A 16696-nucleotide genomic window follows, 5' to 3' on the forward strand; every position below is an offset into this window, starting at 1 on the left:
CCTCCTCGTTAAGCACCTCCCTAGAATAACAGAATAAAAAAGAGAAAACAGCGTCAAATTATTCCCAAGGTAATCCAGGTGTTTTTTTACATTTTTAAAAAAAGTGATTATCGTTCATTCATTTCTCGCTTGCCATTCTTCACGTAACATCCCCATCTTGATGGAATCGTAGTAAATCCCATCGTGATAAATGCATTTCCTTATTCTACCCTCAAGTTGCATTCCTACTTTTTCAGCGACCGTCATCATTCGTTCATTTCCAGACCACGTCGTCAATCCTATCCTTTCAATGGTTAAATTTTGAAATAAATAAGGAATGAATAGGCTAATGGCTTCCGTTCCATAACCGCCATTCCAATATCTTGGTTCATATATGGTAATTCCGATTTCTAGCCATCTTGCTGGTTCATTCTCCCAATAATAAACAACCGACCCGATTATTTGGTGTTCCCTTTCTATTAATAATTCAGAGAAAACACCTAATTTTTGATCGTATCTCCGTAGTTTCATCTCATTGTTAATGTACGTAGGATAATCCATAATTTCATTAGCTGAGTATGGTGTATCCCATTTTTTCCACAAAGGATTTTCTTCTCCATACCTTAAACTCCATAAGGTTTTCAAATCGTCCTGTTGGACATTCCTCAACCGTACTTTTTTTCCTGTAATCAAAACATCTATCAAAATTGCTTCCCCCTGCATATCCTTATCTTACTCAATCAGTTTGATGAAGTAATGACGATCTCTAGGACCATCAAATTCACAGAAATATATACCCTGCCATCTACCAAGGACCAAACTACCTTTATGGATAATAACTTGTTGTGACGACCCTACAGTGCTGGACTTTAAATGAGCAGCAGTGTTCCCTTCCATATGTAAATCCAACGTATGATTCCATGGATAAAGCTCATCCCATCTCCTAAGCATATCTTTTTTAACATCTGGATCCGCATTCTCATTAATTGTAATGCCTGCAGTAGTATGTGGACAATATACAAGCGCTATACCTTCTTGTATTCCCCTTTCCGTTACAAATGCCTGCACTTCTGTCGTAACATCTATCATATCATCTCTTTTGATGGTTTTTAGTGTGTTTTTCTTCAACAAGGTCATCCTTCTCCTTTTTATGTTATTTATATTCTCTACCCAAAAACTAGGGGAAACATGCTTTTTTATGTCTCTATCAATGGCTTATTATTCGTCATATAAAGACTTTTTAACCAATCTATAATATGCCCGAGGAACAACATTCCCCAAAAGTGAATCATATGGAATCTTTGTACGATTAAAAAGTCTGGAAAATTGAAAAGACGGATTCAAGATTCTTGAATCCGCCAATCTTCAGTTCTGTTTTCTTTTCCAGAATCCCAAGATAAGTCCAGAGATGAGTGAGCCTATTAAAATGGCCAACAAATATAGAAATGGATGGTTAACTAATGGTATTACAAACACGCCCCCATGAGGTGCCGGCAATGTGACATTGAATGCCATCGTTAGAGCACCCGCCGTTGCTGCTCCAATCACACTACTGATAATTACCCTAAACGGATCGGCTGCCGCAAATGGAATCGCTCCCTCTGTAATGAAAAAGGCTCCCATAAAGTAATTTGTCAATCCAGATTTCCTTTCTGTATCGTTAAATTTACTTTTGAAAAATGTAGTCGCAAAGGCAATGGCAAGCGGAGGTACCATACCACCCGCCATAACTGCTGCATGAGGGCCGAAGCTTTGTGCTTCAATAGCCGCAATCCCAAAGGTAAAGGCAGCTTTATTGATAGGGCCCCCCATATCTACAGCCATCATGCCTGCAAGAATCATTCCTAAAAGAACGGCGTTTGTCCCTGATAGGCCCTGAAGCCAATTCGACAAACCTTGGTTGAGAGCAGTCACCGGTTCATTAATAACGAATAGCATGATCAAGCCTGTTATTAACATTCCGAACACCGGATAAAGCAATACCGGTTTAATCCCTTCGAAAGCCTGTGGAAAATTAGAGAATAATTTCTTCAATCCTAAAACAACATACCCGGCAAGAAAACCTGCAATCAGGCCACCTATGAAGCCAGCATTGGCCTGGGCTGCCAACAATCCTCCCACCATACCTGGGGCAAATCCTGGACGATCGGCGATACTTGAGGCAATGAAGCCTGCCAGGACTGGGACTAGAAAGAAAAAGGCCCCGCTTGTACCTCCCCCAATATCACTTAATGCTTTGGCTATCGGATTATATTCCGGTTTCGTCGGATCGGATGCATCTAATCCAAAAAAGAAGGATAGTGCAATTAAGATCCCTCCACCTACAACAAATGGAAGCATATTACTTACGCCATTCATCAGATGCTTATAAATATCGATTTTCCCTTTTGTTGAAGTTTCACCTTCTCGACTTTCCTCTTTAGATCCTTTGTAAATGGGTGCGTCCCGGTTAACAGCCCGTTTAAGTAACTCCTCCGGCTTCCTGAGCCCATGAGCAACGGGAACGATGATAACCCGCTTACCGTCAAAACGGTCCATCTCCACTTGTTTATCCGCTGCAACAATAATGACATCCGCATTGGCAATTTCCGCTGGATTCAACCTATTTTTTACACCTGTCGATCCATTGGTTTCAACTTTGAAATCAAGACCCATTTCTTTCGCCTTAGCCTTTAAAGCATCCGCTGCCATATAAGTGTGGGCTATTCCTGTCGGGCAGGCCGTAACGGCCAAGATTTTTGCAGCATCCCTAATCGTACTTGTTTCCTGTTCTTCATTTTCGTTTTCGTCTTGATCTGCTTCTTGTTCTTTTTGATTGATAATCTCCAACACTTCTTCAGCTGATGTGGCAGAAACCAATTGAGACCTGAATTGAGCGACCATTAATAATGAAGACAATCGAGATAGGGTCTCTAAGTGAACCTGATTAGCTGCTTCACTTGCCGCAATCATGAAAAATAAATGAGCTGGCTGCCCATCAAGCGATTCATATTGAATACCTGAAACTGATTTTCCAAAGCAAATGGCCGGCGTTTTCACAGCACTCGTTTTTGCATGTGGGATGGCGATTCCCTCACCTATCCCTGTCGTACTTTGCTCTTCACGTTTCAAAATGGCGGCCTTGAATCCACCTTCATCATGTAAACGTCCAGCTTGTGCTAACTTGGCGGATAACTCTTCTATCACCCCAAGCTTTGTCTCGCTTTGCAAATCTATAAGAATGGTATCCAATTTTAACAAGTCTGTAATTTTCATAGAGTTACCCCCCTTTTATCTCACTGACACTAACCTGCGGCAATACTTTTTCTATTAATTCCCACGTACAAAGGTCCGATGAAAAAGCTGTCGCACTTCCCGCGGCGACACTATATCGAAAAGCGGTTATAACATCTTCCGTTTTTTCATACATCCCGATAAATCCGGCCACCATGGAATCTCCGGCCCCCACTGAGTTGATGACCTTTCCTTTCGGTATATTTGCAGCATAAGATTTATCTCTTGTGATAAATACAGCCCCCTCTCCTGCCATCGAAACGATTACGTTTTGAGCACCTGCTTCCAACAATTTCTGCCCATACTTATTTGCATCCTTCACATTTCTGATTTCAGTCGAGTAAAGACTCGCTAATTCGTGATGATTAGGCTTCAGGAGAAAAGGCTCATAATGAACGACATCCAATAATTCTTTCCCACTAGTATCAACCACCACCTTAACTTTCCTCTCCGAACATATTTTCATCATCGTTTCGTACACATCACGTGGGAGGCTTGTTGGAATACTACCAGATAAAACGAGCCAATCATTTGGCTTGAGTTCACCAATTAAACTAAGTAAATGATGATAATTCTCCATGGATACTTCAGGACCATGACTATTAATTTCAGTCTCCACTCCTGTTTTTAATTTAATATTGATTCTCGTATCACCTGTTATTTCCGTAAAATTAGTCCTAATATGATCTTTTTCTAAACAGGCTTTTACAAATTCCCCAGTTTGGCCACCTAAAAAGCCTAAAGCAGTCGTATCGTTTCCTAGCCTTTTCAATACACGTGATACGTTAATTCCTTTGCCCCCCGGATATTTCTTATCCATGCATGATCTGTTCACCAAGCCCATTTGGAAGTTTTCAACCTCGACCAGGTAATCTATTGAGGGGTTAAGCGTTACGGTATAAATCATTAAATCGTCACGACCTTTATCTTGGGATTTTTCAAGAGCTGTTCGACGGCAGCTTCATTATTGTTATCCGTCAGCAAAATGACTTCACTTACATCTGCCACTTTTGCGAAGGTGACTTCATTTAATTTTGAACTATCTGCAAGCACATAACTTTGATTGGAAAGCCTTATTGCCGTCTTTTTCAATAGCGCTTCTTCAGGATCTGGTGTGGTCAAACCTAATTCAGGATGAATGCCATTGATCCCTAGAAAACATTTATCGAATCGGTAATCACTTAAAAAATCGACAGCTGTACTACCTACAACCGCATTGGTGGAAGCCTTGATGGTTCCACCAACGATAACCGTTTTTATTTCCAATTCCATCAACTTTTGTATATGCATGAGACCGTTGGTTAAAACGGTTACATTTTTATCTTTTAAATAAGGGATCAGTTCAGAGATGGTCGTACCTGCATCAAGATAAATACAGTCATCATTCTCGATAAAAGTTGACCCCAGCTCTGCTAGGAGCTTTTTTTCGGATAACGCTTTGTTTTGCTTCTCCAATGTTGTCGGTTCCATGCCTTTTCTTTGAAGCAAGGCAGCTCCACCATGAACACGTTTTAAAAGCTTAAGTTCCTCAAGTTGGACTAAATCACGCCGTATGGTAGATTCTGAAGCTTGCAAATGATCGACAAGTTCTTGCATCTTTATAATGCCTTTTTTCTTAATCAACGTAAGGATTACGTCATGCCTCTCGGTTGTCAACAATTACCTCACCCCCCAATATATTTCCATAATAACTTCATTTTTCAGATTAATCAATCATTATCGTTCACTTTTATTCAAAAACATTCATTTATATTAAAAAACCAATCATATTCCTGCAAGTGATGATATGATTATCTCTTTATCTATGAACTTTTCTACAAGAAAAAGCCCCCATCACCATGACAGGGGCTTTTTCATTATATAGGATTTATTAATTTTGTAATAAAAGTTGTTCAGGATCTTCAAGCATTTCTTTGATTGCCACTAGGAAACCAACTGCTTCTTTTCCATCAACGATACGGTGATCATAAGATAATGCAAGGTACATCATTGGTCTGTTTTCGATTTGATCGCCAACAGCAACAGGACGAGTCTTGATAGTATGCATACCTAGAATACCAACTTGTGGTGCATTCAAGATAGGTGTCGATAATAGGGAACCGAATGTACCACCATTTGTGATGGTAAAGGTACCACCAGATAAATCTGATAGCGCTAATTTGTTGTTACGTGCTTTAACAGCTAGGTCCGCAATGTTTTGCTCGATTTCAGCGAAACTTTTACGATCAGCATCTCTTACAACTGGAACAACTAAGCCTTCTTCAGTCGATACGGCTACACCGATATCATAGAAGTTCTTTTTAAGGATATGATCTCCTTTGATTTCAGCATTCAATAAAGGATACTTTTTCAATGCCCCAATGACTGCTTTTGTAAAGAATGACATGAAACCAAGTTTAACGTCATTAGCTTTAACGAATGATTCTTTATGACGGCTACGTAATTCCATAACTGCAGAAAGATCGACTTCGTTGAAAGTTGTAAGCATTGCCGCTTCAGATTGGACTTGAACTAAACGTTTAGCAATGGTTTGACGACGGCGTGTCATTTTCACTACTTCTATACGGTCATCGTTGGCTTCAATAGGAGCTGCCGCTTGTTTAGTAGCTGCAGGTGCTTTTGGAGCTGCTGCAGGTGCTTTACTTGCTGCTTCCACGTCTTGTACACGTACACGGCCTAGTGGATCAACAACAGGTACTTGAGTTAAGTCAATTCCTTTTTCACGAGCTAATTTTCTAGCAGCTGGTGATGCAATAACTTGTTGAGTGGAAGATGCTTCTTTCGTTTCAGCCTTTGGAGCTTCTTTGGCAGGGGCTGCTTGTTCCACTTTAGCTGGTTCTTGTTTCACTTCTTCAGCTTTTGGAGCTTCCTTAGCAGGTGCTGCTGCCGATCCATTTTCATCCACGATGGCAATAGCTTGTCCAACTTGAACAGTGTCGCCTTCTTCAGCTAAAAGTTCAGTAAGGGTCCCAGTGTAATCAGAGATGATTTCCACGTTTACTTTATCTGTTTCCAGTTCAAGGACATAATCTCCCTTTTCAACATGGTCACCAGGTTGCTTTAACCATTGCGCAATAGATCCTTCAGAAATTGATTCTGCTAATTCAGGCACTTTTACTTCAGCCATTTTATTTATCCCCCTCATTATTGCGTGTAATTGCTTGACTCATAATCCGTTGTTGTTCATTTTTATGGACAAGTGGATCTCCCTCAGCCGGGCTTGATCTACGTTTTCTACCGATATACGTTACAGAAAGATTTCCAGGAGCAGCCGCATTTAAGCGAGGTTCAACAAATGTCCAAGCTCCCATGTTTTTCGGTTCTTCTTGAGCCCAGTAGATTTCTTTAAGGTTCGTATATTTTTTCAATGCTTCTTGAACGCCAGTGAACGGGAATGGATAAATCTCCTCGATACTGATGATTTGCAACCAATCGGTATTTTGTTCAGTAGCTACTTTATCACGTAGTTCTACAGCTAATTTACCGCTTGCAAATACAATGCGCTCAACAGCTTTAGGTTTTTTGCCTAGCGTTTTCGTTTCAATGAATGATTCAAAACTTCCTGTGCTGAACTCTTCTGGTGTAGATGCCATCACTTGGTTACGAAGCATACTCTTCGGTGTCATGATAACAAGCGGACGCACTTGTTCCTGATCAAGTATTTTAGCTTGTCTTCTAAGGACATGGAAATACTGAGCTGCAGAACTTAAGTTAGCAACTGTCCAGTTATTTTCAGCTGCTAATTGAAGGAAACGTTCCAGGCGAGCACTTGAATGTTCTGGTCCTTGTCCTTCGTATCCGTGTGGAAGTAGCATAACAAGTCCAGATTTTTGACCCCATTTTGCACGGCCTGCCGCAATGAATTGGTCAAAGATTACTTGTGCCGTATTGGCGAAATCACCGAATTGGCCTTCCCAAAGTACAAGTGTTTCTGGAGCAAAAACATTATATCCATATTCATAAGCAAGTACTGCCGTTTCAGTAAGCGGACTGTTATGGACAGCGAAAGATGCTTTGGCAGATTCAAGAGTATGAAGCGGTGAATATGTTTTGCCGTTCACGCTATCATGCAGCATGATGTTACGTTGTGCGAATGTTCCACGTTCTGAATCTTGACCAGTTAAACGGATTGGTGTGGCATCATTTAAAATCGTTGCAAATGCAAGCGTTTCAGCATGTGCCCAGTCAATTTTACCGTTTTCACCAAACGAATCCAGACGACGGGACAAGATTTTACCTAATTTTTTATTAGGCGTAAATCCTTCTGGCCATTTCACAAGTTGTTCATTGATTGAAATAAGTTCTTCCTTAGATACAGCTGTATCAATCGTAGGAATGCCTTTTTCAATTATTCCCGGAGGATTTACTTCTTTGGAAGCTTCCGGTTTGTTTCCAGAAATTTTGGCATAGGCTTCTGCAAGTTTAGTATCCACTTGTTTTGCCATTTCTTTCACTTCATTTTCTGTAAACTCTCCAGATTCAATCAGTTGTTTACCGTAAATTTCTTTAACTGTTGGATGCTTATGAATCAAAGCATACATTTCAGGTTGTGTGACCAATGGCTCATCCATTTCATTATGGCCGAAACGTCTGTAACCGATTAAGTCAATCAAGAAATCTTTTTTGTATTTTTCACGATATTGGATGGCAAGATTAACTGCAGCCATACATGCTTCGGGATCATCAGCATTAACGTGGACGATAGGTACTTCAAAACCTTTTGCAAGATCACTCGCATATCTAGTTGAACGTGAATCTTCACTTTCGGTAGTGAAACCAATCGTGTTATTAGCGATGATGTGGATTGCCCCACCAACTTGGTAACCGCGTAGACGGCTTAAGTTAAACGTTTCAGGTACGATACCTTCACCTGGGAACGCAGCATCACCATGAATAAGGATTGCTAGCGACTTATCAATATCTTGCACTGGGAAGCCTTTTGCTGTCCTGTCTTCTTGAGCCGCACGAGAGTAACCTTCAACGATTGGGCCAACTACTTCCAAGTGACTTGGGTTATTGGCAAGCGTAATTCTTGCTTTCTGTACGCTTTCTTTTGTAATTTGTTTATCCAAACCTAGGTGGTATTTAACATCGCCAGTCCAACCATAATTAATGCCGGTTGAGCCTTCTGATGGGACTAAATCCTTATTAGGTGAGTGTTGGAATTCAGAGAAAATCACTTCATATGGTTTTCCAAGGACATGTGCCAGGACATTAAGACGTCCGCGGTGAGCCATGGCAATATTCACATTGCTCGTTCCATTTTGGACAGTCTGTGAAATCATCTCGTCTAACACTGGAACCAATGCATCTAGACCCTCAATAGAGAAACGCTTTTGCCCTACAAATGTACGATGTAGGAACTTTTCAAATCCTTCAACTTCATTCAGACGTTTTAGCATTAATGCTTTTTTCTCTTTTGAAACTTCAGGGAACATTTTACCAGATTCGACCATATCAGTAAGCCATTGCTTTTCATCCAAGTCATTTACATGGTGAAATCCAAAGGCTATTGTTTTTGTATAAAGTTGTTTAAGATATTGGAAAGCTTCGTATCCGTCTTTTACGTTTTCAGGTGATTGCGCACAAATAAGATCAGCCGGTATTTTCCGTAAATCCTCAACCGTCAAATCGTATTTTTCAAAGTGGATTTGCTCTGTGTCTGGCTTGTCTTCAATCAATGGATAAATGCTTGAAGCAAGATGTCCATATGCACGAATATTTTCTGCCAATTTTACTGCAGACATAATTTTCTTCATTGAAAGGACTTCACCAGTCTGTGGTGCACTTTCCATTACAGTGCCTGCCTCTACTTCAAATGAAGGAGGACCAGCAACCTCAAAAAAGTTTTTCAGTTCCGGATCTACTTCTTCCGGATTAACTTGAAATAAATCGTATTGCTCCATGACATACCCAAGGTTTGGACCAGAAAAAGATTTCCATGGGTCGTAAGCCTTAGCATCCTTGATGGTCATTTTTGTAAACCCCCAAATTTTTCTCATAATTTCGTTTTATCCATCCCCAAATTCCTTCTTCTAACATTTCCCCAAATAGATAATTTATAATAAATAACTTGGTCATTGAATAATAAAATTTTAAAGGATAAAACGTTTTCAGATGCTATATTAACATGTTTTTGTCGAAATATCCAAGGGTTTCACCTCTTTATACACCCTTTTTCAAACTATTATTCTGTTTAATTCGTCTTATTTCGTCTTAAATAGACCTTTTATCTTTTTTAAGTCTATTTCTTCTAAAAAAAGATTTTTCTATTTTCGTATATTAATTCAAACAAGCTAGATTTCGCACGATTGAAAACCCTTTCAACTCAAGCAAACTCCCAAGCTGTCAAACTTAAGTTTCCATACTGAAAACTACGATGCAACATTTTTGCCTTTTTATTGGAATCTCCTGCTCCCATCGCAATGATCAAGGGAATGAAGTGACCTTTAAATGGCACCGCTTCGGAACTATATGGTCCTATTCTTTCATAATCAAACAAGGATTCCAAATCCCACTTCTCTACCTGTTCTTCCACCCAGTTTTCAAAACGGATTGCCCACCCCTCCGCAACATGCAGGTCTGGCTGAATCTGGTTAAAATTATGCACAATCCCACCGCTACCAATTATAAGGACGTTATTCCGTTTGAGAGCCCCCAGCATTTTCCCGATTTCATACTGTTTTTCAAACGGTAGATCGGAACTGATCGATAATGAAACGATCGGTATATCAACTTTAGGATACATGAGATGCAACAGCCCCCATGCCCCATGATCGAGAGGACGCCTTTCATCAAGCTCCCCCCATATGCCCACTCGTGACAACAGGGTTAAAATCTTATCGGAAAGCTCCAAATTTCCTGAAGCGGGATAGGATACCTGGTAAATTTCTTCCGGAAAATCGATATAATCATAAAGGATTTCATGCTTCTTGACAGCTGAAACCAACTGTTCATCACTTTCCCAATGGGCTGACAGAATGACTATTGCAGTTGGCTTCTCAATTTCTTTTGTATAAGCTTTTAAAAACTCGGTGTAGCTATTCTCTTCCAAGGCTAATAATGGCGTTCCATGTGATAAAAACAACGATGGCATCATAAAAACTTTAAATCCTTTCCAAACTATGATCTTTAAATTAAAATCCAATTACCTTTAATTTACTATAGTTGAGCTTCGCTTTCACTAATTAAATTGAACCTTTGGGGTTGTCTCATCTATCGTATCAAAGATATAGCCTTCTTTTTTTAGGATTTCTATTATCTTCGGCAGCGCTTTAACGGTATTTTTCATACTGTTGATATCATGCAGCAGGATATTAGCCTGTTTTTGATTTTTCAAGCCTCTTTGCACGGATGTGATGATTTGATGTTCGCTTATAGTAGGACTGATTCCATCCGTTGAATCTATATTCCAATCTGTATATATATACCCTTTATCCGTTAGCTGTTGAAGTATTCCATTAATGATTGGTTTTGTGCTTGCTTGTTGTCTCAGACGATTTCGTGATCCACCGGGAAGACGAACGATTCGGCTTTTTATTCCATAATCTTTTTCTAACATCGTTTCAAGACGATTTAAATCCTCAAAAAAACTATTCGTGGAACGATACACGATTGAATAGTCATGTGTATAGGAATGTAAGGCAATTTTGTGGCCTCTTCCTATTATTTCTTCATAGCATTTTTTTGCATATGGCTCTTCATTACCTTTAACAAAAAATGTTGCCTTTACTTGATACCGGTCTAAGATGTCCAGGATATCCATTGTATTCGTAGAAGGCCCGTCGTCAAAAGTTAAATAAACTGTCTTTTGGTTTTCTTTACTTTTGACGAGCGGAGTTATTTCTTCCGGAATTATTGCATGTACGGGTCCGGCAAGTGTTTCACTTAGGATCATTGAAAAACAGAATACTATCGTATATAAGTGCAATAATTTCTTCATAATTATATCTCCCCCTTGCTTTTTACCATTAAGGTGTACTATACCAGGGGTTTCATGCATCAATTTTTTTTAGAATATAGGCATGGAATTATGGTCTTTAACAACTTCACTTTCTGTATCAGGAATTTATCACCATACTATTCTTAATGTGCTCTCGAAATTAACTCGCCATAATCAATAAGACAGCGGATTTAACCGCTGTCTTACTTATCTATCGACATTAAAATATCTAGCTTCAGGGTGTGCAAACACTATGGCGGAGACAGATGCCTCCGGTTCCATCATGAAACCTTCAGTCAATTCTACCCCAATATCCTGAGGCTGTAATAAGCGGAAGAGTTTTTCCTGGTCTTCCAGATTCGGGCAGGCTGGATACCCGAAAGAAAATCTTTGACCAATATACTTGGCAGCAAATCTCTCTTTCATGGTCATTTCGATAGAATCGCTAATTCCCAAATCGTCACGCATCATTTGATGGATTCTTTCAGCAAATCCTTCAGCGGTTTCGAGAGCAAGGGATTGTAGGGCATGATTTTTCAAGAAATCTCCCTCTTTCTTGAACTCTTCAGCCCACTTTCTAATGCCTCTTCCTGCTGTAACCAGGAAGAAACCAACATAGTCCATTTCGCCAGAAGAAATAGGCTTCGCAAAATCAGCCAGACAAAGGTTTGGACTTGTATCTTGCCTTGGAAAATCAAAAGTTTCCAATACTTCCTGACGATCCTCGGGATTGTATACCACTAATTTGTCACCATCACTTTGGGCGGGGAAAAATTGATAAACTGCATTTAATCCATATTCAGGTTCGGATTTCAGGAATTCAATCAGATCGTCAACCAAATCATTCAATTGTATAGCTTTATCGTTACCCTCCTTCAGTAATTCAGCCACCTTCCCTTTTAGACCCAGATGATGCCCAATCAACATCTGTCTATTGATATAGGGCTGAATGACTTCGAGTGGATATTTTTTTAGTATATGCCTTTTGACATCATGAGGTTTTTGAACCGGTACATTCCTTAGTGGAACCGCACTTACTGGCTTACGTTCCGGTTTTTCAATTAATGCGGCGATGGCAGCATTGGCTTTTGCCTTTTCACGTTTATTTTTCAGTTCCTCTAGGTAAACCATTTTTCTGTTCGTATCATGTAGGATATTCGTAACGGCCAAACCATCCATCGCATCCTTAGAATATAGAACAGGTCCATCGTATTCGGGTGAGATTTTAAAATCGGTGAACTTACGGGATAATGCGGCACCACCCACCAAAATTGGGGTGTCAATCCCAGCCTGTTTCAAATCCTGTGCTGTTAAGATCATTTGCTGAGCTGACTTTACAAGCAGGCCCGATAAACCGATAATGGTAGGTTCATGCTTCCGTACTTCCTCAATGATTTGCTGTGGTGCAACCTTAATTCCAAGGTCCACTACTTCATAACCATTATTGGAAAGAATGATATCGACAAGGTTTTTACCGATATCATGGACATCCCCTTTGACAGTGGCCAAAAGAATTTTGCCTTTTTTAGCATGATCCTCTGAATTTTCCATAAGCGGTTCAAGATGTGAAACAGCGCCTTTCATTGCCTCGGCACTTTGAAGCACTTCTGCCACAATAAGTTGGTTATCATTAAATAACCGCCCCACTTCGCTCATTCCATCCATCAATGGTCCATTAATGATTTCCAGTGGAGCATCACCACGCTCTATGGCTTCATTCAAGTCCTCGATCAATCCTTCTTTTGTACCCTCGATTATGTAGTTACCTAACCTTTCATCTAATGGAAGAATAATTCCATCATCTTTCTTTTCAGCTTTTTTACCACGATAAAATTCAGTGAAGGTCGCCAGTGTTTCTGTTGAGGTATCAAATAAAAGTGCTTCAGCAAGCTTCACTTCCACTTCTGGTATTAAAGCAAACCGTTCGAGTTTTTCCGTATTCACAATCGCGTAATCTAGTCCAGCTTTCGTACAATGATAAAGAAAAACGGCATTCAATATTTCCCTTCCACGTGAAGGCAAGCCAAACGAAACATTTGAAATCCCAAGAATCGTCAAACATTCAGGGAATTTTTCCTTGATTGCTTTAATTCCTTTTACTGTTTCCAATGCGGAGCCAATATATTGTTCATCTCCTGTACCGACTGGAAATACAAGCGGATCAAAAATCAAGTCACTTTTCTTTAGGCCGTATTTGTTTACAAGTAAATCCACTGAGCGAGTAGCTACTTCTATTTTTCGTTCGGCGTCTACCGCCATACCAATTTCATCAATCGTTCCTACTACGACAGCCGCACCGTATTGATGAATAAGTGGAACGATTTTTTCAAACCTTTCTTCACCATCTTCGAGATTGATTGAGTTTATGATGGACTTCCCTTGGGAATGTTTCAAGGCTTGTTCAAGAACGTCTTCATCAGTTGTATCGATGACTAAAGGGACCTTAACCTTTTTGACGACCTCTTCAATGAATTCTTTCATGTCACCGAACTCATCTCCATCAGGGTCTGCCAGACAGATATCAATGACATGCGCACCTTTCTTAACTTGTGCCCGGGCAATCTCCGCTGCTGGTTCGTATTTCTTAGCACGAATCAATTCCTTGAATTTACGAGATCCAATGACATTCGTTCGCTCTCCGACAAACAGGGGTCGCATTGAGTCGTCATAAATAAGCGGCTCGATGCCAGATACGGCATGACCATGTGCAGCCTCAGGTAATTTCCGTGGTTGAATATCTTTAAGTACTCTTGAGAGCTCTTTAATGTGTTCAGGAGTGGTACCACAACAGCCACCAATGATATTGACCCAGCCTTTTTCTGCAAATTGTTTCATTTTCTCGGCTAGGGAAGTGGGAGATTCATGGTAATGCCCCTCCTCATCAGGCAATCCTGCATTTGGATAACAGCTAATCGCATTGTCGGATAGATCTGCTAGAGTACGGATATGGTCAATCATAAACTCTGGGCCTGTCGCACAGTTCAAACCGACAGCCAGAGGGTTCATATGCTCTACCGATAAATAAAATGCCTCTATGGACTGACCGGCTAACGTCGTTCCCATCGGCTCGATTGTTCCTGAAATCATTATCGGTACTTCCTTGCCAGTTTTAGCGATGGCCGATCTAATTCCAGAAAAGGCCGCCTTTACATTGAGCATATCTTGACAGGTTTCCACGAGTAATAAGTCTACCCCACCGTCTATAAGGCCAAGTGCCTGTTCCTCATATGAATCGGTCAATATATCGAAAGTCGTTCCACCTGTAACAGATAAAGTTTTTGTCGTTGGTCCCATGGAACCCGCTACATACCTGGGCCAATTATCACTTGAATATTTTTCACATGCTTTTACGGCAAGCTCTGCCGATACTTTATTAAGTTCATATGCAAGCGTGCTTAATTGATATTCTTCCAGCACTAAGCTTGTGGCACCAAAGGTATTAGTCTCTATAATATCGGCACCTGCCGCTAAATATTTTTCATGGATGGTTTGAATGATTTCAGGACGGGTTAACGATAAATACTCATTACACCCTTCGTATTGTTCTCCACCGAAATCCTCGGCCGTTAAATCTTCAGCTTGAATCATGGTGCCCATTGCTCCATCAAGAAGAAGAATCTTTGATTGTAATTGCACGTTAATTTCCCTTTTACTCATGTCCTGCCACCTCAGATGTTTGTTTACGATCATGATCCTTAATATATGTAGTAAGTTCCGCTGTCATTTCATAGCGTAAGAAAGGCGTTATTAAGTAAATTCCCTTGAACCTCTCTTGGGCTGCGTCTACCAATTCCCTTGCTATATTTATAGCTTCAATCCTTGATTTTACTGGATCAGCTCCCGCTGAGGCCATTGCTTTCCGTACACTGTCAGGTAATTTAATCCCCGGTATTTCATTATGGATGAATTCGGCATTCCTCGTACTGGTAAGGGGCATTATCCCCATGAAAATCGGTGTTTCCAAATGTTTTGTCGCCTGATAGACTTCTTCTATTTGTTCTACTGAATAAACTGGCTGTGTCAAAAACGAATGAGCACCGCAAGCGATTTTCTTTTCCATTCTCTGAACAGCCTTATCGAGATATTTCACATTTGGATTAAAAGCTGCGGAAATCTTGAAATTAGCCCGTTTCCCTAGACTTTGTCCGGAATAGGAGTAGCCCTCATTGAATTGCTTAACCAGACTTATCAAATCGAATGAAGATAAATCATAGACAGACGTTGCCCCCGGGAAATCACCAATCTTAGAAGGATCACCAGTGATAACTAAAACTTCATCCAGCCCGACTGTATGCAACCCCATTAAATGGGATTGCAATCCAATAAGATTTCGGTCCCTGCACGTAATATGGACCATCGGATTCACCCCTAATTCAGCCTTTAATAAATTGGCTAAGGTCGAATTCGATATCCTTGGTGAAGCAAGTGAATTATCAGCTAAAGTAATGGAATCCACCCCAGCTTTTTTCAAGGCTTCAGCTCCTGCCATAAACGTTTCGATTCCTAACTTTTTCGGTGGATCAAGCTCAACTAGGATCGTTCTATCCGTTTTTGCCTTTTCATGAAGAGCTAATTCTTGTTTTTGGTTATTCACTTCAATAATTTCTATATGTCGAGCTTTCGTAATTTTTTCCTTGACTGGCGCTAAAGTGCCAATCATTTCGTTCACAGCTTGTATATGTAGTGGTGTCGTACCACAGCAACCCCCTATAATGGTTGCTCCTTGTTTTCGTAATTCGAGTGCACTTGAACCGAAATATTCTGGTTCCGCTTTATAGACCAGTCTCCCATCCACATAATCTGGAAGACTTGCATTAGGATAGATGGCAATCGACGCCTGCATAGGCAATTTCACTTCTTCCAGTGCCCTTATCATATGATGGGGGCCCAGACGACAATTCACCCCAACCACATCTGCACCTAGGTACTCTAGCTTTTGAAAAGCTTCATTCAAATGAAATCCATTTTGAAGATTTCCAAGTTCATGCATCGATACATTTGCAATAATCGGCAGGTCCGTTTCCTTTTTAGCAATTTGAAGTACCGTTTCAAGCTCTTCAAAATCATAGAATGTTTCAAGAAGAATTCCATCGGGATCTTCCAGAAGCAAACTGTATAATTGTTCTCGAAAACCCCGTTTTATTTCTTCTATACTTAAATCCGATTTACGTATACTACGCTGGGCCCCAATTGTACCAAAAACATAAGCCTTCCCTTTCGCTACTTGTTTAGCAATGCTGACTCCTTGGCGATTGATCCGACTGACTTCTTCCTCCAGCCCATACCGTTTCAATTTATTGAAATTGGCACCATATGTATTGGTTTGCAGAATATCTGCACCCGCTTCTAAATAGGCCCTATGTATAGACTCAATTTTATCAGTATTGGTGCAATTTATTTCCTCATAACATTGATCGATTCCATAGGAGTACAACAACGTACCCATCGCGCCGTCTCCAACTAGCATTCTTTCCTTCAATTCACTACGAAAATCCAATTAGT

11 protein-coding genes are annotated in these 16696 nt (G+C 40.3%); all 11 read right to left on the reverse strand.

The genetic code is table 11. The annotated features are described in order from the left end of the window. Positions 1-114 precede the first annotated feature (114 nt). Positions 115-684 carry a GNAT family N-acetyltransferase gene (locus ACQKL0_RS17235; protein ID WP_403079447.1) on the reverse strand — a complete coding sequence of 190 codons (570 nt, stop codon included), beginning with the start codon at positions 682-684 and terminating at the stop codon, positions 115-117. A 27-nt stretch (positions 685-711) separates the two neighbouring features. Beyond that, positions 712-1116 carry a secondary thiamine-phosphate synthase enzyme YjbQ gene (locus ACQKL0_RS17240; RefSeq protein WP_402868860.1) on the reverse strand — a complete coding sequence of 135 codons (405 nt, stop codon included), beginning with the start codon at positions 1114-1116 and terminating at the stop codon, positions 712-714. Between the two features lie 228 nt (positions 1117-1344). Further along, complete coding sequence (locus ACQKL0_RS17245; protein WP_427688821.1) at positions 1345-3234, reverse strand: PTS fructose transporter subunit IIABC; 1890 nt, start codon at positions 3232-3234, stop codon at positions 1345-1347. A 4-nt stretch (positions 3235-3238) separates the two neighbouring features. After that, entirely contained in the window at positions 3239-4159 is a 921-nt protein-coding gene (pfkB, locus tag ACQKL0_RS17250; protein WP_427688823.1) for a 1-phosphofructokinase, read from the reverse strand. After that, positions 4159-4911, reverse strand: a complete 753-nt coding sequence (locus ACQKL0_RS17255) for a DeoR/GlpR family DNA-binding transcription regulator (protein ID WP_402868866.1) — start codon at positions 4909-4911, stop codon at positions 4159-4161. Before ACQKL0_RS17255 ends, pfkB begins: the two co-directional genes overlap by 1 nt. A gap of 211 nt (positions 4912-5122) precedes the next feature. Beyond that, positions 5123-6379 (reverse strand): 2-oxoglutarate dehydrogenase complex dihydrolipoyllysine-residue succinyltransferase, encoded by a 1257-nt coding sequence (gene odhB, locus ACQKL0_RS17260; protein WP_402988282.1) that lies wholly within the window; start codon positions 6377-6379, stop codon positions 5123-5125. A gap of 1 nt (position 6380) precedes the next feature. After that, positions 6381-9227, reverse strand: a complete 2847-nt coding sequence (locus ACQKL0_RS17265; protein ID WP_407407720.1) for a 2-oxoglutarate dehydrogenase E1 component — start codon at positions 9225-9227, stop codon at positions 6381-6383. A gap of 353 nt (positions 9228-9580) precedes the next feature. Then, a complete protein-coding gene (locus ACQKL0_RS17270) occupies positions 9581-10351 on the reverse strand; it encodes a dioxygenase family protein (RefSeq protein ID WP_402956915.1) in 771 nt (256 codons plus the stop codon). Between the two features lie 84 nt (positions 10352-10435). Then, positions 10436-11194 carry a polysaccharide deacetylase family protein gene (locus tag ACQKL0_RS17275; protein ID WP_427688825.1) on the reverse strand — a complete coding sequence of 253 codons (759 nt, stop codon included), beginning with the start codon at positions 11192-11194 and terminating at the stop codon, positions 10436-10438. A gap of 207 nt (positions 11195-11401) precedes the next feature. Beyond that, positions 11402-14851, reverse strand: a complete 3450-nt coding sequence (gene metH, locus ACQKL0_RS17280) for a methionine synthase (protein ID WP_427688827.1) — start codon at positions 14849-14851, stop codon at positions 11402-11404. Next, positions 14844-16691, reverse strand: coding sequence for a bifunctional homocysteine S-methyltransferase/methylenetetrahydrofolate reductase (locus tag ACQKL0_RS17285; protein ID WP_427688829.1), 1848 nt, complete (start codon positions 16689-16691; stop codon positions 14844-14846). Before ACQKL0_RS17285 ends, metH begins: the two co-directional genes overlap by 8 nt. Between the last annotated feature and the right edge of the window lie 5 nt (positions 16692-16696).

The organism is Peribacillus sp. NPDC097264, from assembly GCF_050277925.1.
In the GTDB taxonomy this organism is placed as follows: domain Bacteria; phylum Bacillota; class Bacilli; order Bacillales; family DSM-1321; genus Peribacillus.

Excerpts from the sequence above, each read along its gene's own strand:
- pfkB (WP_427688823.1), bottom strand. The coding sequence starts at position 4,159 with ATGATTTATACCGTAACGCTTAACCCCTCAATAGATTACCTGGTCGAG.
- metH (WP_427688827.1), bottom strand. The coding sequence starts at position 14,851 with ATGAGTAAAAGGGAAATTAACGTGCAATTACAATCAAAGATTCTTCTT.
- ACQKL0_RS17270 (WP_402956915.1), bottom strand. The coding sequence starts at position 10,351 with ATGATGCCATCGTTGTTTTTATCACATGGAACGCCATTATTAGCCTTG.
- ACQKL0_RS17265 (WP_407407720.1), bottom strand. The coding sequence starts at position 9,227 with ATGACCATCAAGGATGCTAAGGCTTACGACCCATGGAAATCTTTTTCT.
- ACQKL0_RS17245 (WP_427688821.1), bottom strand. The coding sequence starts at position 3,234 with ATGAAAATTACAGACTTGTTAAAATTGGATACCATTCTTATAGATTTG.
- ACQKL0_RS17240 (WP_402868860.1), bottom strand. The coding sequence starts at position 1,116 with ATGACCTTGTTGAAGAAAAACACACTAAAAACCATCAAAAGAGATGAT.
- ACQKL0_RS17275 (WP_427688825.1), bottom strand. The coding sequence starts at position 11,194 with ATGAAGAAATTATTGCACTTATATACGATAGTATTCTGTTTTTCAATG.
- odhB (WP_402988282.1), bottom strand. The coding sequence starts at position 6,379 with ATGGCTGAAGTAAAAGTGCCTGAATTAGCAGAATCAATTTCTGAAGGA.